Below are 21,240 nucleotides of genomic sequence, written 5' to 3' on the forward strand. Positions count from 1 at the left end.
AAGCGCCCCCCATCGATTTGCGGCTGACGCCCAACGCCTCACCGCGGGCCTGAATGCTCGTTGAATCCCTCGTAGTCCCACGCCCTGAACTCCTGGTGCATCCGTTCGGCCTCTGTGGCTGCCCCGGCACGCCCAGCGGCCGCTTGCCAGTTAGTCCCGTCACCCCGCGCGGGGGCAGCCATCCGCCCGTCGGCGCGCGTCACGGGTGTGGCTGGCGGCAAATCGTCGAATCGTTGAGATAGATCAATACACCGAAGGAGGTAGTCCGTACGCTCTATTTAAAGGCAGTTAGGTGATAGAGACATGCCAGGGGACCAGCCATCCAACACCAGCGCCCGTGACGCAGGCGCGGCGGTCGGCACGCAGGGCTTCGGCCCGTTGGCGTCGACGGATCCGCGTGTCTCGCTGCTGGCGGATGCCTGTCTTCCCCGGCGCAGTTCTCTGACGCACTGCCAGGCGTGCGTGGACGCCTGCCCCGTCAATGCACTGGACATCTCGGCGGATGGTGGACCATCCCTCACCGGTGATTGCACGGGGTGTGGTGCTTGTGCCGTGGCCTGCCCGTCCGAGGCTCTGGCCGTGCGCGGTTTCCCTGCTCCGGGGGAAGCCTCACTCACGGCGCCTGCGTTCCGGGCCGTTGACTGTGACCGTGTGCCGCCAGAGTTGTCCCCGCAACGCACTCTGCGCGTACCCTGCATGGCCGGGCTGCAGGACGACGAGCTGTTGGCCCTGACGCGGCGCGCAGCACCGGACGCACTGGAGCTTCTGGAGCGTGGATGGTGCGCCGATTGCCCTGTCGCCGGCGGTCACGCCAGGCCAATCGACGAGGCACGCCAGCGCGCGGAGAGGCATCTGCCAGGCGGCAACCGGCCGTCTCCCAGGGTCGTCCGCAGCCCGCTGCCGCCCGCCGTGGCCGAGCCGGTCCGCACGGGCACCAGCGAGCGTCATGCCAATAGCCGCCGGCAGTTTCTGCGCCGTGTGGCGGGATCCGACGATAGCGCGCCGGCCCCGCCATCCATTGCCAACCCGCGCGCCCTGGTTCAGCCCGAACGCCGGTGGCGTCTGCTGGACGAACGTCAGCGCGCAGGCGTGGATGCCGGGTCGCTACTGCCTGCGGCCGTGATCTCGGACGCGTGCTGCAATCACCGGGTCTGCGCCGCCGTCTGCCCCACGGGCGCGCTGACGGTGAGTCCGGGTCGAGACGGCCTGTTTTTCGACCCGGCGGATTGCATCCAGTGCGGTTTCTGCACAGCCGCCTGCCCGGAGCAGGCGATCCACATCGAGTCGACCGGCGGCCAACCGGGCCGCCTCACCAATCACCGCCAGGCGCAATGCCAGGACTGCCGGCGCCCGTTCACTCCATCCGGGCAACACGACGTTCGCTGCCAAAGCTGCGAGAAGTCGCGCCACCTTGCCCGGGGCGCTTTTACGCAACTGTTCCGGCCGGATCCGGGGCAGTAACGACAATGACAATCCCCGGAGGTTGCCGATGAATATCCTGCAGACCCTGATTACCCGACGCCGCTTTCTGCAGGCCACCAGTGCCGCGGGCGCGGCCACCGCCATGGGTTACGGCGCGCTCCGCGGCCTCGCACCGGTGCGGGAAAGCGCCGCCCAGGAACCCGCCTCCATGGAGGGCGAGACACGGATCACCAAGAACATCTGCCACCAGTGCCCCGCGCGCTGCGGCATCGACGTCTACACCCGCAACGGGCGCGTGCACGCCATTTACGGGGACACAGGCAACCCGATCGCCAACGGCAAGCTCTGCCCGAAGGGCCATCTGGGCACCTACCTGCTGTACGATCCGGACCGCTTCGAGGGCCCCATGAAGCGGACCAATCCCAACAAGGGTCGAAACGAGGACCCGGAGTTCGTGCCCATCACCTGGGAAGAGGCGTTCGATATCGTGGCGGAGCGTCTGAACCGGCTGCGGGAGAACGGCGAGTCCCACCGCTTCGCGCACTTCTACGGCCGCGGCTGGGGCTCCAGCGACGCCGGCATGTATGGCGATTTCGGCAAGCTCTACGGCACCCCGAACTCCGCCATCGGCCACGCCTCCATCTGCGCCGAGGGCTCCAAGCGCGCCAAGGAGGCCACCGACGGCAACAACTCCTACAACGCCTACGACTACCGGAACTGCAACTACATCCTGAACTTCGGCGCCAGCTTCCTGGAGGCTTTCCGCCCCTACAACTACCTGATGCAGATGTGGGGGCACATGCGTGTCAAGAGCCCGCAGACACGCATCACCTCCATTGACGTGCGCATGAACCCCACCATGGCGGCGTCGGATCGTTATCACATGATCAAGCCCGGAACCGACGGTGCCATGGCGCTGGCTATCGCCCACGTCATCCTCACGGAAGGGCTCTGGGACAAGGAATTCGTCGGCGACTTCGAGGATGGTGAAAACCGCTTCCGCACCGGCGAGACCATCGACGCCGATGTCTTCGAGGAACGCTGGACCCACGGCATCGCCGACTGGTGGAACGAGGAACTCAAGGACCGCACGCCGGAGTGGGCGGAGGAGATCACCACCATCCCCGCCTCCGACATGCAGCGCATCGCCCGGGAGTTCGCCACCACCAAGCCCGCGATCGCCCTGATGGAGCGCGGTCCCACGGCGCACTTCAACGGCACCTACAACGGCATGGCCATCCACGCCCTGAACGCCCTGGCCGGCAGCATGTTCGCCGAAGGCGGGCTGTTCTACCAGATGGGCCCCTCCTACGGGCCGTTGCCGGTGAGCGCCGACGACTACATGGACGACTACGCGAAGGACATGGAAGGCAAACACCCGCGCATCGACATGGCCGGCACCGACAAGTGGCCCATGGCTGGGACGATGATGCAGGAGACGGCGAAGCACCATCTGGCCGGTGATCCCTACAAGCTGGATACGGCCATGTTCTTCGTCACCAACCCGATCTGGTCGGCGCCGGATCCGATTCTGTGGGAGGAGGCGCTGAAGGACGTCTTCATCATCGACACCTCGCCCTACCCGGGCGAGACCGCCATGTACGCCGACATCATCATGCCGGAACACACCTACCTGGAACGGCTGCAGGACTCGCCCACCTACCCCTTCGAGGGCTGGCCCATGTCGGCTCTGCGCGTCCCTGCCGTGGACCCGGTTTACGACACCAAGCACTTCGGCGACATGCTCATCGAGATCGGCAAGCGCATCGACGGGCCCATGAGCGAGTACTACGCCGAACTGGGCGATGTGGAGAACATGCTGCGCCACCGCGCCGCCGGCTTCGCCGATGACCCGGGCGACAACGGCGTCAACGACTTCGAGAGCTGGAAGGAGAAGGGCGTGTGGTACAAGAAGCCCTACCACTGGCGCTACTGGCGCGGCCAGTTCTGGGAGTGGGACGGCGATGACTACACCATCGAGATGAGCGAGCCCGAAGTCAAGGACAAGCTCATGCCCACCGGCTCCGGCAAGTTCGAGTTCAAGTCCAGCTTCCTGGAGGAGCACGCCGGCTACATCGCTGAGGAGATGGGCATCCCGGAAGACAAGGCGGGCATCATCCAGTGGGTGGAACCGCGCCACACCGGCGGCGGCGACCTGCACTTCGTCACGCCCAAGCTGCCACTGAAGGCCGAGGGCCGCAGCGCCAACCTGCCCCAGGCACAGGCGTACATGCAGCCAATCGTCGGCGGCCAGGGCACGGTGTTTCTGGAAGTCCACCCCAGGACGGCCCACGAGCGCGGCATCAGTGATGGCGACACCGTCCGCTTGTCGGCGCAGGTGCGCGGCGAGCAGAAGAGCATTACCGCGGTCGCCCGCCTGATGCCCTCGCACCGCCCGGACACCCTGGTACTGCCCCACGAATACGGCCACTGGGCTCAGGGCCGGTGGGCCACGGCGAACGGGCGTCACGCCAAACCGGGGAACTCGGGCGAGCTCACAGAAAACCTGTCCGACCCGATTTCAGGGCTCGCCAGCTACTACACCAGCAAGGTCACGCTGGAACGGGCCTGAGCACGATAACGGAGGAGTTGCAACATGGCTAAGTGGGGAATGGTCATTGACCTGGACAAATGCACCGGATGCCAGGCCTGCACGACGGCGTGCGCCATGGAGAACGACACCCTGCCCGGCGAGAGCTGGCAGGACGTGCTGTTCTACAACGAGGGTGAGTACCCGAGCGCACAGATGAAGTGGCTGCCGCGGCCGTGCATGCAGTGCGAGGATCCCTCCTGCGTGCACGTCTGCCCGACCCGGGCCACCTACAAGGACGAGGACGCCGGCGGCATCGTGTTCGTGGACTGGAACAAGTGCATCGGCTGCAAGTACTGCATGATTGCCTGCCCGTACGGGGTGCGCTTCTTCGCCGACGAGCAGCCCCTGGTGGAGCCGGACATCCGCGACACCTACCCCGGCGAGAACGGCCAGATGTGGAGCCCGCCCTACCAGAACCCGGAGCAGGACTGGCGCCGGGGCATCGGCATCCAGCCCAAGGGCGTGGTCTCCAAGTGCACCTTCTGCTACCACAAGGTCAGCAAGGCCCCCGAGGGCGTCGCGGACCTGGACGAGGACGATCCGGAACTCAAGGAGTACGTGCCCGCTTGCGTGCGCACCTGTGCGCCCAAGGCCCGCTTCTTCGGCGACCTGGACAACCCGGAATCCAACGTCAACCGGCTCATCGCCGACAAGAAGGGGGCGCGGCTGCTCGACCACACGGGGAACCGTCCGCAGGTCTACTACCTGGGTGCCGGCGCCAGTATTCCGGCCTTCCGCCCACGCGAATCCTGAAGGGGGTAAGCGGACATGTCCGACAACAACATCATGAAGGGCGGGCCGGGTACCGGCCTGCTGATCCTCTCCGCCGTCGTGCTGGTGGTCTCCTTCGGCTATGTCATGTTCCAGCTCATGACCGTGGGCCATGCGGCATTCAACGTGAGCTCCAAGCTCCCCTGGGGCCAGCCCATCTCCACGTACCTCTACTTCGCCCTGGCCTCGTCCGGGCTGGGCCTGATCGCATCGCTGCCGCTGGTCTTCGGCTTCAAGCAGTATTACGGCATCGCCAAGCGGGCAATCTTCCTGGCCTTCATCATCCTGATCTCCGGCATGGCGGTGCTGGCGCTGGAGCTGGGTCACACCTTCCGCATGCTCTGGGCGATCCCGTTCAACATGCAGATCCAGTCCGCCATGTTCTGGATGGGCGTCTTCTACGCCGCGGATCTGCTGTTCCTGCTGTGGAAGTTCCAGAAAATGGAAGCTGGCGACTGGGACAGCAGGAACACGAAGATCATCGGCATCGCCTCGTTCCTGGGCGTGCTGCTCGCGAGCGGCAACCTGGCGCTGATCTTCGGCATGATGAGTATGCGGCCGTTCTGGTACGATGGCTCCCTGCCCATCTACTTTTACCTCACCGCGATCACCAGCGGCATGGCGGCCCTGGTGTTCTTCACCTATCTGGCCTACGGCTTCACTCGCAGCAACATGCCGGAGAAACTGCAGATTGTCTTTACCGGGGGCCTGCCCAAGCTGTTCGCCACTGTCCTCGGGTTGACCATCCTGTTCGTGACCGTGCGTGCGATCACCGGGCTCTACGCCAACAACCCCGAGGTCTACCACGTCTGGGCGGACTACCTGTTCGCCTCGCCGCTGTACATCCTCTCGCTGGTGTTCGGCCTGCTGCTGCCCTTCGCCCTGATGATGTCGGCCAAATTGCGCGTCAATCCGCAGATACAGATCCTGGTGGCGGTGCTGACCTTCGGCGGTCTGTTCGCCGAGCGCTACTACTTCGTCGTGGGCGGTCAGGTCATTCCCCTTTTTCAGGGCACGTGGGCCTGGGATATGCTCCAGTACACACCGTCGGTCACAGAGTGGGCGCTGACCATCATGGGCGCGGCCATGATGTTCACCCTCTACGTGCTGGGCGAGAAGTATTTCGATCTGTCTGCCGCCCCGCAATTGGAAAGGGCCCCGCGAACGGCGGAGCCCCGCCAGGCGACAGCATGAAGGCAGGTGCCGGGGGCGACACCCTGCCCCCGGTGCCCTCCCCCCAAGGAGGTCATCGAATGCAACCGACCGCAAACGCAACGGCTCCGTCGGACGGCCAGGGGCGTTACCTGATGGCCCGGGCAGAGCTCTATCATTGCCTCGGCCAGGCATTTGTGCCGCCCATGGACCCGGCCTACCATCAGGCCATGACGGACGCTCTGCCGGCGGATCTGGACGAGCTTGTGCCGGGCAAAGGCGCAGGCGCGGCGCTGGCTTCGTCCATGGCGGCGACCGCCGATCATCAGTCCCTGCTGCGAGCCTACAGCCGGCTGTTCCTGGTGCCGCCACGTCCCGCCCCCTTGAATGCCGGCGCGTACATCGACGGCACCATCATGGGCCCCAGCGTGGTAGAGATGGAGCGCTACTATCAGCGCCACGGACTTGCCCGCGACGCCGACTTCCGCGGCATGCCGGACCATCTTGTGCTGCAGCTGCAGTTTCTGGCCGCGCTGCTCGGTACGGCAGCGCAAATGGATAGTGCCCGGGCGACGAGCGTACTTCAGGAGGCGCGCGATTTCCTCAACCGCTTCCTCCGCCCCTGGCCGAATGACCTGTTACAACGGCTGGATCACCAGAGCAGCCGAGACGCGCGGTGCCGCCCCTACGCCGTTCTCGGCCGTCTGGTGCGCGACGCTCTGGATGAGGATGCGCGTTGGCTGCAGTCCCGCGTACCCGCGCCCGCCCCGCACGCGGCGGAGCCGGACGTCAACGAAAGCCGCGGGGCCGCAAGGGAAGCCGCCTTCGGTGAGCAGTCCCACTGCGGGCACTGTGGCAACCCGTTCGCCGCCTCCGCCGAGCTGGCCGGCATGATCCGGATCCTGGAAGAAAAGGGCCTCGACGCGGGGCATCTGTCCGTGTGCCCGGATTGCCGGGCCGAGACCATGGGGCTTAAGGCAACGAAACCGCATTTCAAGGAGTTGCCTTCCGAAACCGGCTCATGACGCGGCGTGGCGCCATTCGGGCTGTATGCCTTGGACTGGCTCTGTTGCTCTGCCTTGCGCCACACCCTGTCATAGCCGGCATGTCGTATGATCAGTTGGTGGAGCCGACCGATGACGGTATGACCGAGGAGGAGCGCGAGGCGCGGCGCGAGGCCATTGAGCGCGACCGTCAGGCCGCGGAGGAGCGCCGGCGCGCGCAGGAAGACCAGGCCCGAGTCGAGCGCGAGGCCCAGGAGGCGGACGATGCCAGCAGACCCTACCCCGAGCGCCTCACGGAGCAACGGTGCATGACCTGCCACGCCGCCAACGACTTCGACAAAGAGCAGCGCAGCTGGCCCGGCTGGGCGTTCACGGTGTGGCGCATGGAGTTGGCGTACGGTGCGGATCTGGAAGCCGGCGAGTGGCGGGTCATTAGCGACCATCTCGCGGAGGAGCACGCTGCCCCTCCGGTCAGAGCCGCCGCTGTCTGGGCCGCACTCGGGATGGGCCCGATGGTTACGGTCGCGCTCATCTGGTTCATCAGACATCGCAGAAGGAATGCCCCATGATCATCGCCCACAACACCGTCGCAACCGTCAACTACCAGCTCACCAGCCGGGACGGCGATCCCCTGGACGACAGCGAGCAGTCGGGCCCCATGGTCTACCTTCATGGTTACCGGCATGTCCTGCCGGCCCTGGAAGAGGCCCTGGAGAGCGCCGGGCCCGGTGACGAACTGGTGGTGGAACTGGCCGCCGAGGACGCGTACGGCCCGCGGCAGGAGAACCTGGTGTTCGAGGCAAAGCGGGACGCGCTGCCCGAAGGGCTGGAACTGACGCCAGGCAAGCGCCTGAGCACCGGCTCGTACGGACGGCGTTTCTCCCTGCGCGTCGTTCGCCTGACCGACGACGGCGCGGTGCTCGACGGCAATCACCCGTTGGCGGGCCAATGGCTGGCGTTCCGGCTGAGCGTCCGTGCCGTCCGCGAGGCCACCGCCGACGAGATACGCGCGCAACGTGCCTACGGGGATACAGCCAGCCGGCCGCAGGCCGCCGCCTGGATGTAGAAGCCCGCCAGATTGGACCATGATTGCCTCAGATCAAGATCCGTCCTGCTGCATGCTGCATACTGACAATTCTTAGCAATTTATCCCTGGTTGAGGTAATCATCATGACGAAGGAAGTCGTTCTCTGCGCCCCTGTGCGCACGCCCATTGGCACGTATGGCGGCAGCCTCAAAGACATGCCTGCCACTGATCTGGGCGCGATCGCCGTCGCCGAGACCCTGAAACGCGCCGGCCTCAAAGGCGATCAGATCGATACCGTGGTTCTCGGGAACGTGATCCAGGCGGGCAACCGCATGAACCCTGCCCGCCAGGCGGCCATCAACGGTGGCATTCCGGTCCAGGTTCCGGCACTGACCGTGAACCGGGTGTGCGGTTCCGGCGCCCAGGCCGTGGCTTCTGCGGCTCAGGAAATCCTGCTGGGTCATGCCAATTGCGCCGTTGCTGGTGGCCTGGAGAACATGGACCGCGCCCCCTATCTTCTGGAGAAGGCGCGCTGGGGCTATCGCATGGGCGACGCCAAGATGGTGGATTCCCTGCTCGGCGACGGCCTCAACGACGCCTTCTCCGGCAAGCATTCCGGCTGGCACACCGAGGATCTGGCCAAGGAATACAAGGTCAGCCGCGAGGACCAGGACGCCTGGGCGGCGCGGTCACAGCAGCGCTTCTCCAGGGCCCAGGCCGACGGTCTGTTCGACGCCGAAATCGTTCCCGTGGAGGTGCCCGGGCGCAAGGGGCCGACCGTCTTCGAGCGCGATGAGCACAACCGCGGCGATGCTACCGCCGAAGGCCTGGGCAAGCTTCGCCCTGCCTTCCGCGAGGACGGCACCATCACCGCCGGCAACGCTCCCGGTCTGAATACGGGTGCAGCCGCAATCGTGCTTGCGGAACGGGCGTGGGCGGAGAAGGCGGGCCTCAAGCCCATGGCGCGACTCGTCTCCTGGGGCATCGGTGCCGTGGAACCGGGCATGTTCGGCATCGGGCCGGTTCCCGCCGTCCGCCAGGCGCTGGAGCGGGCCGGCTGGAGTGTGGGCGACGTCGACCGCGTAGAGATCAACGAGGCCTTCGCCGCCATCGCGCTGGCCGTGCTGCGTGAACTGGGGCTGTCCGAGGACGTGGTCAACGTCGAGGGCGGTGCCATCGCCCACGGCCATCCCATCGGCGCCACCGGGGCCGTGCTAACGGTCAGGTTGCTGCACGCCATGGAGCGGACGGGCGAACGCCGGGGCATCGTCACGCTGTGTATCGGTGGGGGTCAGGGAATTGCGCTGGCGCTGGAGCGGTAAATCGGGGACGTGGATCGTGGATCCTCCACCACTGCGGTGGCGGCCTGGAGCGGGCGGCCGTCGGCCCGGCGTTCGCTGGAGCGGTCCACCAGGTAATCGCTGAAATCGCGCGTCACCAGCTCCTCCATGACCTCCGCCACGCGGTTATTGGGGATGACGGGAACATCCGTCCGTTCTCGTCGAATGCCTCGTAGGCCTTCGGCACCGAACGCCTGGAGAATCCTTTGGCCTCTTTGTCTTCCCCGGAAGGCTCGCCGGGCCGCTCGCCAGTTGGTCCTGTGATCCCGCGCGGGGGCGGCCATCCGCCTGCCGGCGCCCGTCTTGGGGGTGGAATCGCCGAACACTTGAGATAGGTCAATACACCGAAAGAGGTAGCCGGTACCCTGTCAGGGCAACCATGCAGTGACCCCGGAGGCACCATGCGTGTGACACGGCACACCGACTACGCGTTTCAAGCACTCATCTATATGGGGATGACGCCGGATGAGCAACTCTCCACCATCGGTCGAATTGCGGAGAAGTACGACATCTCCCGCAACCATCTGATGAAGGTGGTGCAGAAGCTCGTCCAGCACGGCTACGTGCATTCCGTACGCGGCAGGCTCGGAGGTGTGCGGCTTGCGGTCTCCCCCCGGGATATTCGCCTGGGCGAGGTGGCGCGCGTCACCGAAGCCCAGGGGTATTTTATTGAGTGCCGGGAAGACACGGCCGGTCGGCCTGTCCCGCTGCGGCACGCAATGAGCGAGGCCATGGAGGCGTTTTTCACCGCGTTGGATCGGTACACCCTGCACGACCTGCTCGGTTACCCGGAACGCCTGAGGGTGGTGCGCCACATGCAACGACTGCCGCAGCGGGTATGACGTCTTGATAAGGACACTAGTCGGACTGACGCTATTCATTGCGCGCATCACTCACGCACGAGCCGAGCCGCTAGCTGGCATCCTTTAGCTCCCGCGACGATTGACATTTCCGCACGCGGTGCAAGGCATGGTCATCCGCTTCGTTTGTGGCGGTCCATCTGCGCGGCATGCTTGGCCTTGCTCACGCTGTCGAGAGCCGGCCCCACCTGCTCCCAGCAACGGTACAACTGCGCACGCACATGCGGGTAGTGCGTGACGAAGATCCAATAGGGCCCACTGACGAGCCAGTGCTGTCCGTGCTGTTCCCAGGCGTCATCGTTGGTGCGCGCATACGAATTCATGGCATCCTCCGGGGCGCTTGGCCGAGCATCGCGCCCGCCTGCGATCGGAAAAATTAACACGTTATAACGTAGCATATAAGACGGCTGAGACACAGCCGCACGCTGCCGCCGATACAGTTCCCATTGCCACAGCCGCACCAGCGCCTATGCCCTGTCAGCCTCTCGCGTTCGCGAGTCGGCTGGCGCACGCCCCTGAGGCGTGATCCGGTCGCTGCCGCTGAACCAGGCTAGTCCGGCGGCAGGGCCTGTCATACAGTATGGGCAGTTGGTCGATCCGTAGCAGATTGTGGGAGCCCGCTTATGGCGCAATGGCATTTCGACGCTGAAACGGCGGTGACAGCCATCGGCCCCGGGCGCTGGAGCACGCGACTGAGCCCCGCGTGGAACATCGGGGACAACCCCAATGGTGGCTATGCAGCGGCCGCCGCCCTGCGCGCCGCGTGCCGGGTGACGGAGCAGCCGGATCCGGTATCGGTGACCACGCACTACCTGCGGCCCGCGGTGGCCGATCGGGACGCCGAGATCGTGACCGAGTTGGTGCGTAAGGGGCGACGCGCGGTCAATGTCACTGCGTCGCTGCACCAGGACGGCAAGGAACGGCTTCGCATGATAGCCGCTGTCGCGGATCTGGAGCGCGCTGCGCCAGACACCGGCCAGCCCGCTCTGAGTCCGCCCATGGTGGAGTTGCCGGCCCCCGAGCACTGCGTTCCCCGGGACACGCTGGGCCAGGGCGTGGAGCTGGCGATCACCTCCCGGGTGGACGTACGCATCGCACCGGCGCTGGCCGAACCAGGGGCGTCCGATCGCGCTGAAATGGCCGGTTGGGTGCGCTTTGCCGACGGCCGCCCGGTGGACTCGGCCGCCCTCGTTTTGTTCGCCGATGCCTTCCCGCCGTCGCTCTACAGCCTGCTGGGCGCGGTGGGCTGGGTGCCCACGCTGGAGCTCACCGTGCATGTCCGCCGACGGCCGGCGCCGGGCTGGATCGCGACACGTTTTCGCACCAGCGACCTGGCCGGTGGCATGATGGTGGAGGACGGCGAGCTGTGGGACGAGACCGGTGTTCTGGTGGCGCGCTCCCGGCAGCTGGCGCTGCTGCTCACGGAATAGCTCGCCTTCGCAGTGCTGGCTGACTCGCGGCGGGCGCGTAGCTGTGCGGCCTGCCGTTCGGTCGCCGTCAGATCCAGGTCGCCGCGAATGACCAGGGTTGGGACGCGGATCTCTGAAGCATCATTTATTGGGCGCGCATTGAAGAGCTCCCGAACGCGCGCGCGCACGCCATGGGGTGCCTTGATGCAGCGGCGGGCCGTGCCTCGTCGCGCAGCGATCGGGCCGCCGGAGGTCGCCACCGCGGGCCCTTTGCCTGCCACCGTCGGCGATGTCGCCCTCGGCGGCTGCCTGCGTGGGGCTCTCGACAGCGCCGTGTCTGATGGTATGACGCGAAGGCCAAGCGTCAAAGGTGAACGCGCCTGCCAGACCCGATACCAGCCCCCGCTGGTGGTGATATGCGACGGCGCGGGGCTTGTTGCTGTAGGCTCGCCTTTTTCACCAGTTTTGCCAGGACCGGGGCTCGATGCTTCACACGTTGTCCCTGCTCTCCTCCCTGCTGATTGCGGTCAGCTTTCTGCTGCTCGGCGCTGGACTGTTCAATACTTTTATCGGGCTGCGCGCGTCGGTGGAGGGCTTCCCCCGCGAGCTGATCGGCCTGATGATGTCCGGCTACTACGCCGGCTTCGTCGCGGGCGCGCTCGCCTGCGGGCGGCTGATCAACCGCGTCGGCCATATTCGCGCATTCGCCGCGTTCTGCGCGGTGAGCACGGTCGCGGTCCTCTTGTTTGCGTTCAACAGGGAGCCGTGGTTCTGGTTGTTCCTGCGCGCCGTAATCGGTTTCAACATGGCTGGTGCGTTCATCGCCATCGAGAGCTGGCTTAACACCGCCGCCACCCCGCGCAATCGGGCGACGCTAATGGCCGTGTACATGGTTGTCAGTTACCTCGCCCTCGGCGGCGGCCAGCTGCTGCTGAACACCGGTGAGGTGCATGGCGACAGCCTGTTCATGCTCTCGGCGCTGCTGCTGTGCTTTGCGTTGGTGCCGGTGGCCGTGACCCGGAGGCGCCACCCGGCGCCTGTGGAATCGCCCACCTTCGGCCCCCTGAGGCTCATCAAGGTCTCGCCGCTGGCGGTGGCCGGTTGCTTCTGCGCAGGGCTCTCGGCGGGTGCGATTTACGGCATGGGTCCAGTGTACGGTCGCGAACTCGGCATGTCGGTCCCGGAAATCGCGCGGTTCATGGCAGTGTTCGTGGTCAGTGGGTTGATCCTGCAGTACCCCGTTGGCCGGATCTCTGACCGCGTGGACCGGCGCAAGGTGTTGCTGTGGGTCGTGGGTGCGGCCATGATCGCCAGTCTGGCGATGATTGCCCTGATGCAGTACTACACCGTTGTCGAGGACCTCCCAGAGGCGATAGCCGACGTCGAGCTCTGGGCGCAGCATCCCCAGGAAGTGCTCGCGCTGGCGGCGCTGTACGGCGGGCTCGCGTTCACCATCTACCCGCTCAGCGTGGCCTACGCCAACGACTTGATCGAGGCCTCCGAGATGGTCCAGGCCAGTGGCGGCATGCTGCTAACCTTTGGCGCGGGGGCGGCCGTCGGTCCGCTGCTGGCGGCGGCCGTGATGCGCCCGATCGGCCCCGACGGCCTGTTCGTGTTCACCGCGTTGACTGCCGCGGGGCTGGGTGCATTGACACTGTACGGCCTGTGGGTGCGGCCCCATCCGCCGACGGAGTTCAAGCACAGCTTCGTAGCTGCGCCGGAAATAACGGCGACGCCAATGGACCCGCGCGCCGACGAGGCGATGCACAACACGCCAGCCGAGCCGTCGCAGGCCTCGCCGCGCTCGGAGGCTGAATAACGTGGGGGCAGCCCATCACCATCATCCCCGAACAGGCGATCGGCGACGCAGCAGGCGGCTTGCAGCTGGCCGCACCCGCATCCGACGACGATGACCCCGAGGGCGATGGCAAGGGAGAAGTGTCGCCGGGGCGCCCGGGCCGCCATCCTGCCGGCCAGTCATTGCGATTCTGCAGGTCACGGTAGGCGCAGGCACGCTCCATCATCCACGCCCTTGTGCTTTCGTATGCCTCTATTCATGACATCACTTCACCATGCGATGCAACGTGCGCAATAACAAAACACCATGCCGGGGCTGACAGGCCGAGCTACACTATGACGGGTATGCAACTTCCGCTACCGCATTCACTGACATTTGCTACCATTTGCTGCCCCTGAGCCTGTTGTCGCTTGACGCCAAGTCTCAGTCGTGGAGTATGCGCAACGGAGACTTGGCGGCACGGGTCCATTGCATCGTCCGGGTAGGGTTGGGCGGATTCGCTGTAACGCTGATTTGCAACGTCGCTCGAGAGGGCAGATATACCAACGCAAGAATTGAGGAACGGAGGAAGTTAGCGATGAAAAAAAGCACTTTGTCTTTGGCACTTGCCGGTCTGATGACACCCGGGATATTGAGCGCGCAGTATCTCGATTACACCTGGATACAGGGCGGTGTCGCCTTCTATCCGAGCTTCGGCAACGGCGTGGGCGGTGGCAGCCAGGATTTCGCCGGCGTCGATACTGCCGCGAACTTCGCCATTACCGAAGAGGTTTTCTTACTCGGGGGGGTTTCGTTTCTGACCGACGATATCGACTTCACCACCATCCATGTCGGCGGTGCCTACCGCCTCCCGCTTGATCCGCGCACGGATCTCTGGGGTGGCCTGAGCCTCGAATATCAGGAATTCAGCAACGACGATAGTGTGGACGATATCAGCATCGCGTTCCGTGGCGGCTTGCGCCACCGCCTCAGCGAAGAGTGGGAGGTCGGTGGGCAGCTGCGGGTGGTCACCGGGGATTTCGACTATGTCGGTGTGCGCGGCACGGCGCGGTATTTCTTCCGCGAGGGCGTCGCCGTGCTGGGCGAGCTGGATATCCTGGATGGCAACCTCGGGGTGATTGCCGGCGGCACGATCACCTTCTAAAGCACCGCTGCTGCCCTCGGCCAGGCCTGCTGTGCCGAGGCAGCGATTGCGGTCGGGTCCGGGTGATCCCGGGCCGGACTACTACGAGTCTGCCGCAGTCACGCGGCGTCAGCGCACGTCCCGGTCCGGTTCGCCTTCCCGCTGGCGTACCTGCCAATGCTTCGCTGTATACCACGGCCGGTCGGCGACTAGCGGCGGCGCGCCCCGCACGGCATCCGCCAACTTCTCCGCCATCATGATCGTGGGGGCGTTCAGGTTGCCACTGACGATGCGCGGCATGATGGACGCATCCACCACCCGCAGCCCTTCGACGCCGTGCACCCGGCCCTGGCCGTCCACCACGGCTTCCGGATTGCGTGCCACACCCATGGCGCACGTGCATGCCGGGTGATACGCGCTCTCCCCGTGCTGACGGACGAAGGCGTCCAGGTGAGTATCGGAGGTGAGCGCCGCGCCGGGTGCGAGTTGCTCTGCCCGGAACGCGTCCATGGGCGCCTGGGCCATAATCTCCCGCGTGAGCCGGATGGCCCGGCGCATGTCGTCGCGGTCCTCTGGCATGGCCATGTAGTTGAACAGGATGCGTGGCGCTGCGTGCGGCTCGGCGCTGCGCAGTGTCACTGAGCCACGGCTCGCCGGGCGCATGGGGCCTACGTGGGCCTGGAAGCCGTGGCGCTGTTGGATGCTCTTGCCGTCGTAGCTCACCGCCATGGGCAGGAAGTGGTATTGCAGGTTGGGGTGCTCCACGCCGGCATCGCTGCGGATGAATCCACCGGACTCGAAATGGTTGGTGGCGCCGAGCCCGGTGCGCCGCAGCAGCCACTGGGCACCGATCATCACCTTGTTCCAGGGCTTGAGGGCGCTGTAGAGCGTAATGGGCTGCTTGCAGGCGTACTGCACGTAGATCTCCAGGTGGTCCTGCAGGTTCCGGCCCACGCCGGCGCGGTCAGTGACCACGCCGATGCCGTGCGCGCGCAGGTGCTCCGCCGGGCCGATCCCCGAGAGCATGAGAAGCTGCGGCGAGTTAATGGCGCCGGCGCACAACAGCACCTCGCCCTCGGCGTGGATGTTCGCGCTCCGACCGCCCTGCTCCACCTCCACGCCGATGGCTCGCGCCCCGGCCATGAGGATGCGGCGCGCGAAGCTGCGCGTGCGGACGGTGAGATTGGGCCGCCCCATCACCGGGCGCAGGTAGGCCGTGGCTGTGCTCCAGCGCCAGCCGTCCTTGGTGGTGCGGAACATGGGGCCGAAGCCCTCCTGCTGGTAGGCGTTCATGTCTTCGGTATGCGGATAGCCTGCCGCGATGGCGGCTTCCACGAACGCGTGGTCGAGCGGGTTGCGCATCTCGCCGGTGGTGACGTGCAGCGGGCCGCCGGCGCCGTGATAGGCGTTCTCGCCCTGGTCAAAGTCCTCCGCCTTGCGGAAATAGGCCAGGCAGTGCCTGTAACGCCACTCCTCCAGGCCGAACTCCCGGGCCCAGCGCTCGTAGTCCAGGGCGTGGCCGCGTACGTAGGCCATGCCGTTGATTGAGCTGGAGCCGCCCAGTACGCGCCCGCGGGGGCAGTACATGGCACGGTGATCCATGTGGGGGTCCGGCTCGCTGTGGTAACACCAGTTGTACTTGTCGTTCGCCAGCGGGTAGGCGAACGCCGCAGGCATGTGGATAAACAGGCTCCGGTCCATGGGCCCTGCCTCGATCAGCAGCACGGAGACATCCGCATCCTCGGTGAGGCGGTTTGCCAGCACGGCGCCGGCGGAGCCGGCACCGACGATAATGTAGTGGAAACGCTCCTGGTTCGGCATAGGGGCTCCGCTGCGGTCATGATGCACGCTGGATGCACGGGCACGCCATCGGACCGACTCGCACGGCGCGTCGCGACCGGCGCTGCTTCAATAGGGCGCGTCCACCGCGCCGGCTGCCACGAATACGCTCTTCAAGCGCGTGTAGTGCGTGAGGGCATGGCGGCTGTTCTCCCGGCCGATGCCGGAGTCTTTCACGCCGCCGAAAGGCATCTCGATGGGGGTGAGATTGTAGTGGTTGATCCAGCAAATGCCGGCATCAAGTGCGGCCACGACGCGGTGGGCGCGGTTGATATCCCGGGTGAACACCCCGGCGGCCAACCCGTACTGGGTGGCATTGGCGCGCGCGATCACCTCGTCCTCGTTCCGGAATGACAGCACCGACATCACGGGCCCGAAGATCTCTTCGCGCACGATGGCCATCTCGTCCCGGCAGCCGGCGAAGATGGTTGGGGCCACGAAGCAGCCCCCCTCGCAGCCGGGCACATTGATTCGCGCGCCGCCTGTGATCAGCCGTGCCCCCTCGGCGCGACCCTGCTCGATGAATGCAAGCACCCGTTCACCGTGGGCCGGGGAGATCATGGCGCCAATATCGGTAGCGGGATCCAGGGGGTTGCCCACCTGAAGCCTCGCGGTGCGTGCCTGCAGGCGCGCGAGAAAATCATCCATGATCGCTTCATGGACAAACACCCGTGTCCCGTTCGTGCAGACTTCCCCCTGGGTGTAGAAGTTGCCCAGCAGCACTCCGGAGACGGCATCGTCCACCACGGCGTCGTCCCAGACAATGAGCGGCGACTTGCCGCCCAGCTCCAGGGTCACGGCCTTGAGGGTGTCGGCAGCCTCTCGCATCACCGCCTTGCCGGTGGCCACGCTGCCGGTGAGGGAGACCTTCGACACGCCCGGGTGGCGTACCAGGGCATGGCCGGTTTCGGCGAAGCCGTGGATGACGTTGAATACGCCGTCGGGCAGGCCGGCCTGGCGAAACAGCTCGGCCAGGCGGCGGGCAGAAAGGGGTGTGAGCGCCGCAGGCTTGAACACCATGGTGTTCCCCGCCGCCAGGGCGGGAGCGGCTTTCCAGCAGGCGATCTGTAGCGGGTAGTTCCAGGCGCCGATACCGGCGCACACGCCCAGCGGCTCGGGGCGGGTATAGAAGAAACCGCCGTCGACCTCCTGGTACTCGCCTTGCAGCGAGGCGGCCTGCCCGGCGAAGTACTCCAGGCAGTCGGCGCCGGAGTCCACGTCTGCCTCGGGCGTCTCCGCGATCGGCTTGCCGGCGTCCAGGGATTCGAGCTCGGCGAGGGCCTGGCGGTGCTCCCGCAGGAGCTCGGCCGTGCGGTGCAGAATCCGCCCGCGTGCGGTGCCGCTCATGGTTGCCCATTGGTGCCGGGCGGCGTGCGCGGCGGCCACCGCCTGGTCCACGTCGGCCTCGCGGGCCAGCGCGACGTTGGCGAGTAGCGCTCCGGTCGCCGGGTTGCGGGTCTCGAACCGTTCGCCGGCCGCGGCGTCCGCGTTGTCGCCGTTGATCCACAGGAGGCAGTCTTGAAACGCAGGCATACGTGGTCTCCGCATCGCGCAGCTCGAGCTGGGTCGCCGGGTGGTCGCGGGGCGGCCGCTGGGTCCGGGGCGTCCCAGACCCAGCGGCCGCCGCAACCCGTCCGCCTTAATCTGACAGTTTACCGTCCGTGGGGCACGGCCGAATGTGCAATCCGATCTTACCGCGGAAGTCCGGCCTCGGGCCGGGCATAGTGTCATCTTGCGCCGGCACCGCGTGCGCCCGGGAGCCTGTTATCATGCCGCCATGCGACACACCCTGGTCCTTGGCGGCGTTCGCTCCGGGAAGAGCGCCCTCGCAGAAACCCTGGTCACCGCCGGAGGCCGCCGCGTGTGCTACATCGCCACCGCGACGGCGGAGGACGCGGAAATGGCGGCACGCATTCGTGCCCATCGTGCCCGGCGCCCCTCCTCCTGGGGGCTGGTGGAGGAGCCGCTGGCACTCGGGGGTGTGCTGGACCAACAAGCCGGCGCGTCGCCGAACTTGCTGGTCGATTGCATGAGCCTGTGGCTCGGTAATCTGCTGGCGGCAGGTGAAGGCCCCCTCGCGCGCGAGCGCACCGCCTTTCTGGAAGCCCTGGTGCGCTATCCCGGGAACGTGGTGATCGTCAGTAACGAAGTTGGGCTCGGAATCATCGGCATGGACCCGCTGACGCGGCGGTTCGCCGATGAGTTGGGCCGGCTCAACCAGGATCTCGCTGCGCACTGCGATACCGTGGTGATCTCCATCGCCGGCATCCCCCAGTGTCTCAAGGGGTCGCTGCCCATGCTCCGGGCCTGAGACCTTACGCCCGACACGCACTTGGGTTACAGGACACTAGCTCGGCGGCGACGCCAGGACGATACAAGCAGTGAGCAACGTGGCGGTTTCCACCACTTCCAGCAGGGCGCCGGCGGTATCCCCTGTGAAACCGCCCAGCAGTCGCTGCATCAGATGAACCCCGAGGGCGAAGACGGCCCCGGCCGCCACGGCCATGGCGAGGCCCGCCCAACCACCAAGCAGCACCGCCACCAGCAGCGCGGCGGCGGCCATGCCCGCCAGGAGGTCCGATCTAAGATGCCTTGCGCCCGCCGCGCCGAGCCCTCCGGCCCGCACGTAGCGCAGCGTAGGGAACAGCAAGGCGCAGGCGGTGCGTGCGAGCAGCGGTGCGAGCACCAGGCCGACCCAGCCTCCCGGGGTGTCCAGCAGCGCCGCCAGCGCGGCCACTTTGCCGAGCAGCACCATCACCACGGCGACCACGCCCGCCGGGCCGCAGGCCGGATCCTTCATGATGGTGAGCATGCGCCCGCGGCTCCCCTGCCCGCCCAGCCAGGCATCGGCCGTGTCCGCCAGGCCGTCCAGGTGCAGCGCGCCGGTGACACCGGCGAGCAGTGCGACCAGGATGACGGCCCCGGCCAGTGGCGGCGTACCGAGCCAAGCCAGCATGGCAGCGACCAGGGCGAGGGCGCCACCGATGCCCAGACCCACTAGCGGATAGAAGGCAATGGCCGTTCCCTGGTCCCGGTCGTCAATATCCGGCGGCAGGCGGATCGGCAGGCGGGTGAGGAAGGCCAATGCCAGCAGCACCCCGCGCCACATCACGCTGCTCCGCCGTGGGCCACGAGGCAGGTGAGCAGCCCATGCTCGGTGCGGTCCATGCGCACACGGCTGCGGCAGGCATAAGGCACGTGCAGCCCGGCCATGATCCGTGTCGGCGGGACCTCCAAGACTTCGGCGACAATCATGCGAATCACTCCTCCGTGGGCAACGAGCAGGACATGCTGGCCCCATAGACGCTCCGTCCAGCGTGCCCAGGCGCCGGCCACGCGGGCGTGGAAGGCGCCGAGTTCCTCGCCCCCGGGCGGCGGGTTGGCGTCGCCATCAGACCAGAACGCGGCCAGCCGGTCGCCGTCCCGGGCCAGGATTTCCTCGGCCTTCAGGCCCTCCCAACGGCCGAAGGAGATCTCCTTGAAGGCCGGCTCCACGTGCAACGGGATGCCGCGTTCGTCGGCTATCGCCTGGGCGAACGCGCGGCAGCGCAGTAGTGGCGAGGTTATCACGGCGTCCCAGCGGTCCCGTGCCCCGACGGCTGCGCGCATCTGTTCCCAGCCCACATGGCTCAGCGGGTCATCCTGGTGGCCGCGATAACGCTGGCCGCCCTCGGGCTGACCGTGGCGCAGCAGATCGACCCATGTGGAACGCGGGATGTCAGCTACCATCACTCACGCCTGCGGATTCGAAAGTGGCCATTTCGCGATGCAAACGGCAGGCCGCCTGCATCAGGGGTACAGCGACGCCGGCCCCACTGCCCTCGCCCAGCCGCATGCCCAGATTCAGCAGTGGCTGTGCGTTCAGGGCCTCCAGTACTGCGCCATGGCCGGTTTCCCGGGAGCGATGCGCGAAATGCAGCCAGTGGGCTGACGCGGGCGCATGGCGTACGGCGATGAGGGCGGCAATAGAGACGATAAAGCCGTCCACAAGGAACGGCACACGCCGGCGCGCTGCTCCCAAAACGGCACCTGTCAGCGCTGCAATCTCCAGGCCGCCCAGCGAGGCGAGCACCCCCAGCGGCGCCCGTGCGTCGCCGTGCCGGGCCAGCCCCCGGGCCACAGCGGCACGCTTGCGCGCCAAGGCCGTATCATCCACACCCGTGCCACGGCCCACGAGGGCTTCCGGCGGCAGGCCGAGCAGCGCACCCGCAACCGCGGCCGCACTGGTGGTATTGCCGATGCCCATTTCGCCACCAATGAACAGCTGCGCCTGGGCGTCCGCCGCCCGCTGCGCTGCGGCATCCCCCACGGCGAGTGCTTCATCGCGTTCAGCCGCCGTCATGGCCGGCTGACGCGCCAGGTTGCGCGTGCCGCGCGCCACGGTCGCCGCGCGGACGCCCGGCAGTTGCGGCAGGGGCGTTACTGTGCCCGTGTTGATCACCTCCAGCGTGGCATGGAGATGACGTGCGAGCACGCTGATGGCCGCCCCGCCGGCGGCGATGTTGCGCACCATCTGGGCGGTGACGGCCTGCGTGAATGCCGACACGCCCTCATCGCAGACGCCATGATCGCCAGCGAAGACCACGATCCGCACGCGCTCCACCGCCGGGAACACGGTGCCTTGCTGGCCCGCCAGGGTGCTCGCGAGGTGCTCGAGCCGGCCCAGCGACCCGGGCGGCTTGGTCAGACGCGCCTGATGGGCCTCGGCCCGTTGCGAGCAGGCGGCGTTCGGTGTGGGGATGGGCTGCTCCCACGGGTGTGTCATGGTCATGCCCGCGCATCCGTGTTGGCGCGTCAGCGCAGTGGAGGGCCGGCCCACCCCTGACGGGTGGCAAGCCGGCGCGTACACTACCGCCCCCGGGGCGGGCGGGTTTCCAGTGCCGTACGCCCGTAGTCCGATCC

The 21,240-nt window shown here is 66.7% G+C and carries 20 protein-coding genes; 13 read left to right on the forward strand and 7 right to left on the reverse strand.

Features of this window, described 5'->3' with window-relative positions; genetic code table 11:
* Positions 1-303: 303 nt before the first annotated feature.
* The 8 genes from QZT63_RS10220 (at position 304) to QZT63_RS10255 (ending at position 9,291) form a co-directional block, all read left to right on the forward strand.
* The gene (locus tag QZT63_RS10220) at positions 304-1,461 is read left to right on the forward strand and encodes a 4Fe-4S dicluster domain-containing protein (RefSeq protein WP_290650882.1); all 1,158 of its coding nucleotides are present in this window, start codon (positions 304-306) and stop codon (positions 1,459-1,461) included.
* Positions 1,462-1,489: 28 nt separating this feature from the next.
* Entirely contained in the window at positions 1,490-3,994 is a 2,505-nt protein-coding gene (locus tag QZT63_RS10225; protein ID WP_290650884.1) for a molybdopterin-dependent oxidoreductase, read from the forward strand.
* A gap of 24 nt (positions 3,995-4,018) precedes the next feature.
* Positions 4,019-4,768 (forward strand): 4Fe-4S dicluster domain-containing protein, encoded by a 750-nt coding sequence (locus tag QZT63_RS10230; protein ID WP_366636661.1) that lies wholly within the window; start codon positions 4,019-4,021, stop codon positions 4,766-4,768.
* A 15-nt stretch (positions 4,769-4,783) separates the two neighbouring features.
* A complete protein-coding gene (gene nrfD, locus QZT63_RS10235) occupies positions 4,784-5,980 on the forward strand; it encodes an NrfD/PsrC family molybdoenzyme membrane anchor subunit (RefSeq protein ID WP_290650885.1) in 1,197 nt (398 codons plus the stop codon).
* Positions 5,981-6,039: 59 nt separating this feature from the next.
* Complete coding sequence (locus tag QZT63_RS10240) at positions 6,040-6,963, forward strand: molecular chaperone (RefSeq protein ID WP_290650887.1); 924 nt, start codon at positions 6,040-6,042, stop codon at positions 6,961-6,963.
* Between the two features lie 80 nt (positions 6,964-7,043).
* Positions 7,044-7,511: a hypothetical protein gene (locus QZT63_RS10245; RefSeq protein WP_290650889.1), complete on the forward strand. Its 468-nt coding sequence runs from the start codon at positions 7,044-7,046 to the stop codon at positions 7,509-7,511.
* A complete protein-coding gene (locus QZT63_RS10250; RefSeq protein ID WP_290650891.1) occupies positions 7,508-8,008 on the forward strand; it encodes a peptidylprolyl isomerase in 501 nt (166 codons plus the stop codon). Before QZT63_RS10245 ends, QZT63_RS10250 begins: the two co-directional genes overlap by 4 nt.
* A 104-nt stretch (positions 8,009-8,112) precedes the next feature.
* Positions 8,113-9,291: an acetyl-CoA C-acetyltransferase gene (locus tag QZT63_RS10255; protein ID WP_290650893.1), complete on the forward strand. Its 1,179-nt coding sequence runs from the start codon at positions 8,113-8,115 to the stop codon at positions 9,289-9,291.
* On the opposite strand, the gene QZT63_RS10260 is transcribed toward QZT63_RS10255, so the two are convergent.
* Positions 9,261-9,419 carry a hypothetical protein gene (locus QZT63_RS10260; protein ID WP_290650895.1) on the reverse strand — a complete coding sequence of 53 codons (159 nt, stop codon included), beginning with the start codon at positions 9,417-9,419 and terminating at the stop codon, positions 9,261-9,263. The genes QZT63_RS10255 and QZT63_RS10260 overlap by 31 nt on opposite strands.
* Positions 9,420-9,710: 291 nt before the next feature.
* On the opposite strand from QZT63_RS10260, the gene QZT63_RS10265 reads away from it, so the two are divergent.
* Positions 9,711-10,151 carry an Rrf2 family transcriptional regulator gene (locus tag QZT63_RS10265; protein ID WP_290650897.1) on the forward strand — a complete coding sequence of 147 codons (441 nt, stop codon included), beginning with the start codon at positions 9,711-9,713 and terminating at the stop codon, positions 10,149-10,151.
* A gap of 131 nt (positions 10,152-10,282) precedes the next feature.
* Here QZT63_RS10265 and QZT63_RS10270 read toward each other — a convergent pair whose 3' ends face one another.
* A complete protein-coding gene (locus QZT63_RS10270; protein WP_290650898.1) occupies positions 10,283-10,492 on the reverse strand; it encodes a hypothetical protein in 210 nt (69 codons plus the stop codon).
* Positions 10,493-10,792: 300 nt separating this feature from the next.
* On the opposite strand from QZT63_RS10270, the gene QZT63_RS10275 reads away from it, so the two are divergent.
* The 3 genes from QZT63_RS10275 to QZT63_RS10285 all read left to right on the forward strand — a co-directional run bounded on the left by QZT63_RS10275 (position 10,793) and on the right by QZT63_RS10285 (position 14,520).
* A complete protein-coding gene (locus QZT63_RS10275; RefSeq protein WP_290650900.1) occupies positions 10,793-11,599 on the forward strand; it encodes a thioesterase family protein in 807 nt (268 codons plus the stop codon).
* Between the two features lie 463 nt (positions 11,600-12,062).
* Positions 12,063-13,397 (forward strand): MFS transporter, encoded by a 1,335-nt coding sequence (locus QZT63_RS10280; protein WP_290650901.1) that lies wholly within the window; start codon positions 12,063-12,065, stop codon positions 13,395-13,397.
* 556 nt (positions 13,398-13,953) lie between these two features.
* Complete coding sequence (locus tag QZT63_RS10285; protein ID WP_290650903.1) at positions 13,954-14,520, forward strand: hypothetical protein; 567 nt, start codon at positions 13,954-13,956, stop codon at positions 14,518-14,520.
* Positions 14,521-14,628: 108 nt separating this feature from the next.
* Here the strand turns inward: QZT63_RS10285 and betA are convergent, their stop codons facing one another.
* Together betA and betB are read right to left on the reverse strand one after the other, a co-directional pair.
* Entirely contained in the window at positions 14,629-16,320 is a 1,692-nt protein-coding gene (gene betA, locus QZT63_RS10290) for a choline dehydrogenase (RefSeq protein ID WP_290650905.1), read from the reverse strand.
* A gap of 87 nt (positions 16,321-16,407) precedes the next feature.
* Positions 16,408-17,871 carry a betaine-aldehyde dehydrogenase gene (gene betB / locus QZT63_RS10295; RefSeq protein ID WP_290650906.1) on the reverse strand — a complete coding sequence of 488 codons (1,464 nt, stop codon included), beginning with the start codon at positions 17,869-17,871 and terminating at the stop codon, positions 16,408-16,410.
* A 244-nt stretch (positions 17,872-18,115) separates the two neighbouring features.
* On the opposite strand from betB, the gene cobU reads away from it, so the two are divergent.
* Positions 18,116-18,649, forward strand: coding sequence for a bifunctional adenosylcobinamide kinase/adenosylcobinamide-phosphate guanylyltransferase (cobU, locus tag QZT63_RS10300; RefSeq protein WP_290650907.1), 534 nt, complete (start codon positions 18,116-18,118; stop codon positions 18,647-18,649).
* A gap of 36 nt (positions 18,650-18,685) precedes the next feature.
* Here cobU and cobS read toward each other — a convergent pair whose 3' ends face one another.
* Genes cobS through cobT form a run of 3 tightly spaced genes read right to left on the reverse strand, consistent with a single transcriptional unit; the run spans position 18,686 to position 21,109 of the window.
* Positions 18,686-19,447: an adenosylcobinamide-GDP ribazoletransferase gene (cobS, locus tag QZT63_RS10305; protein ID WP_290650909.1), complete on the reverse strand. Its 762-nt coding sequence runs from the start codon at positions 19,445-19,447 to the stop codon at positions 18,686-18,688.
* Entirely contained in the window at positions 19,447-20,067 is a 621-nt protein-coding gene (locus QZT63_RS10310) for a histidine phosphatase family protein (protein ID WP_290650911.1), read from the reverse strand. Before QZT63_RS10310 ends, cobS begins: the two co-directional genes overlap by 1 nt.
* Positions 20,057-21,109: a nicotinate-nucleotide--dimethylbenzimidazole phosphoribosyltransferase gene (cobT, locus tag QZT63_RS10315; RefSeq protein WP_290650913.1), complete on the reverse strand. Its 1,053-nt coding sequence runs from the start codon at positions 21,107-21,109 to the stop codon at positions 20,057-20,059. The genes QZT63_RS10310 and cobT overlap by 11 nt, the downstream gene beginning before the upstream one ends.
* Positions 21,110-21,240 lie beyond the last annotated feature (131 nt).

The organism is Aquisalimonas sp., from assembly GCF_007120195.1.
Lineage (GTDB): Bacteria > Pseudomonadota > Gammaproteobacteria > Nitrococcales > Aquisalimonadaceae > Aquisalimonas.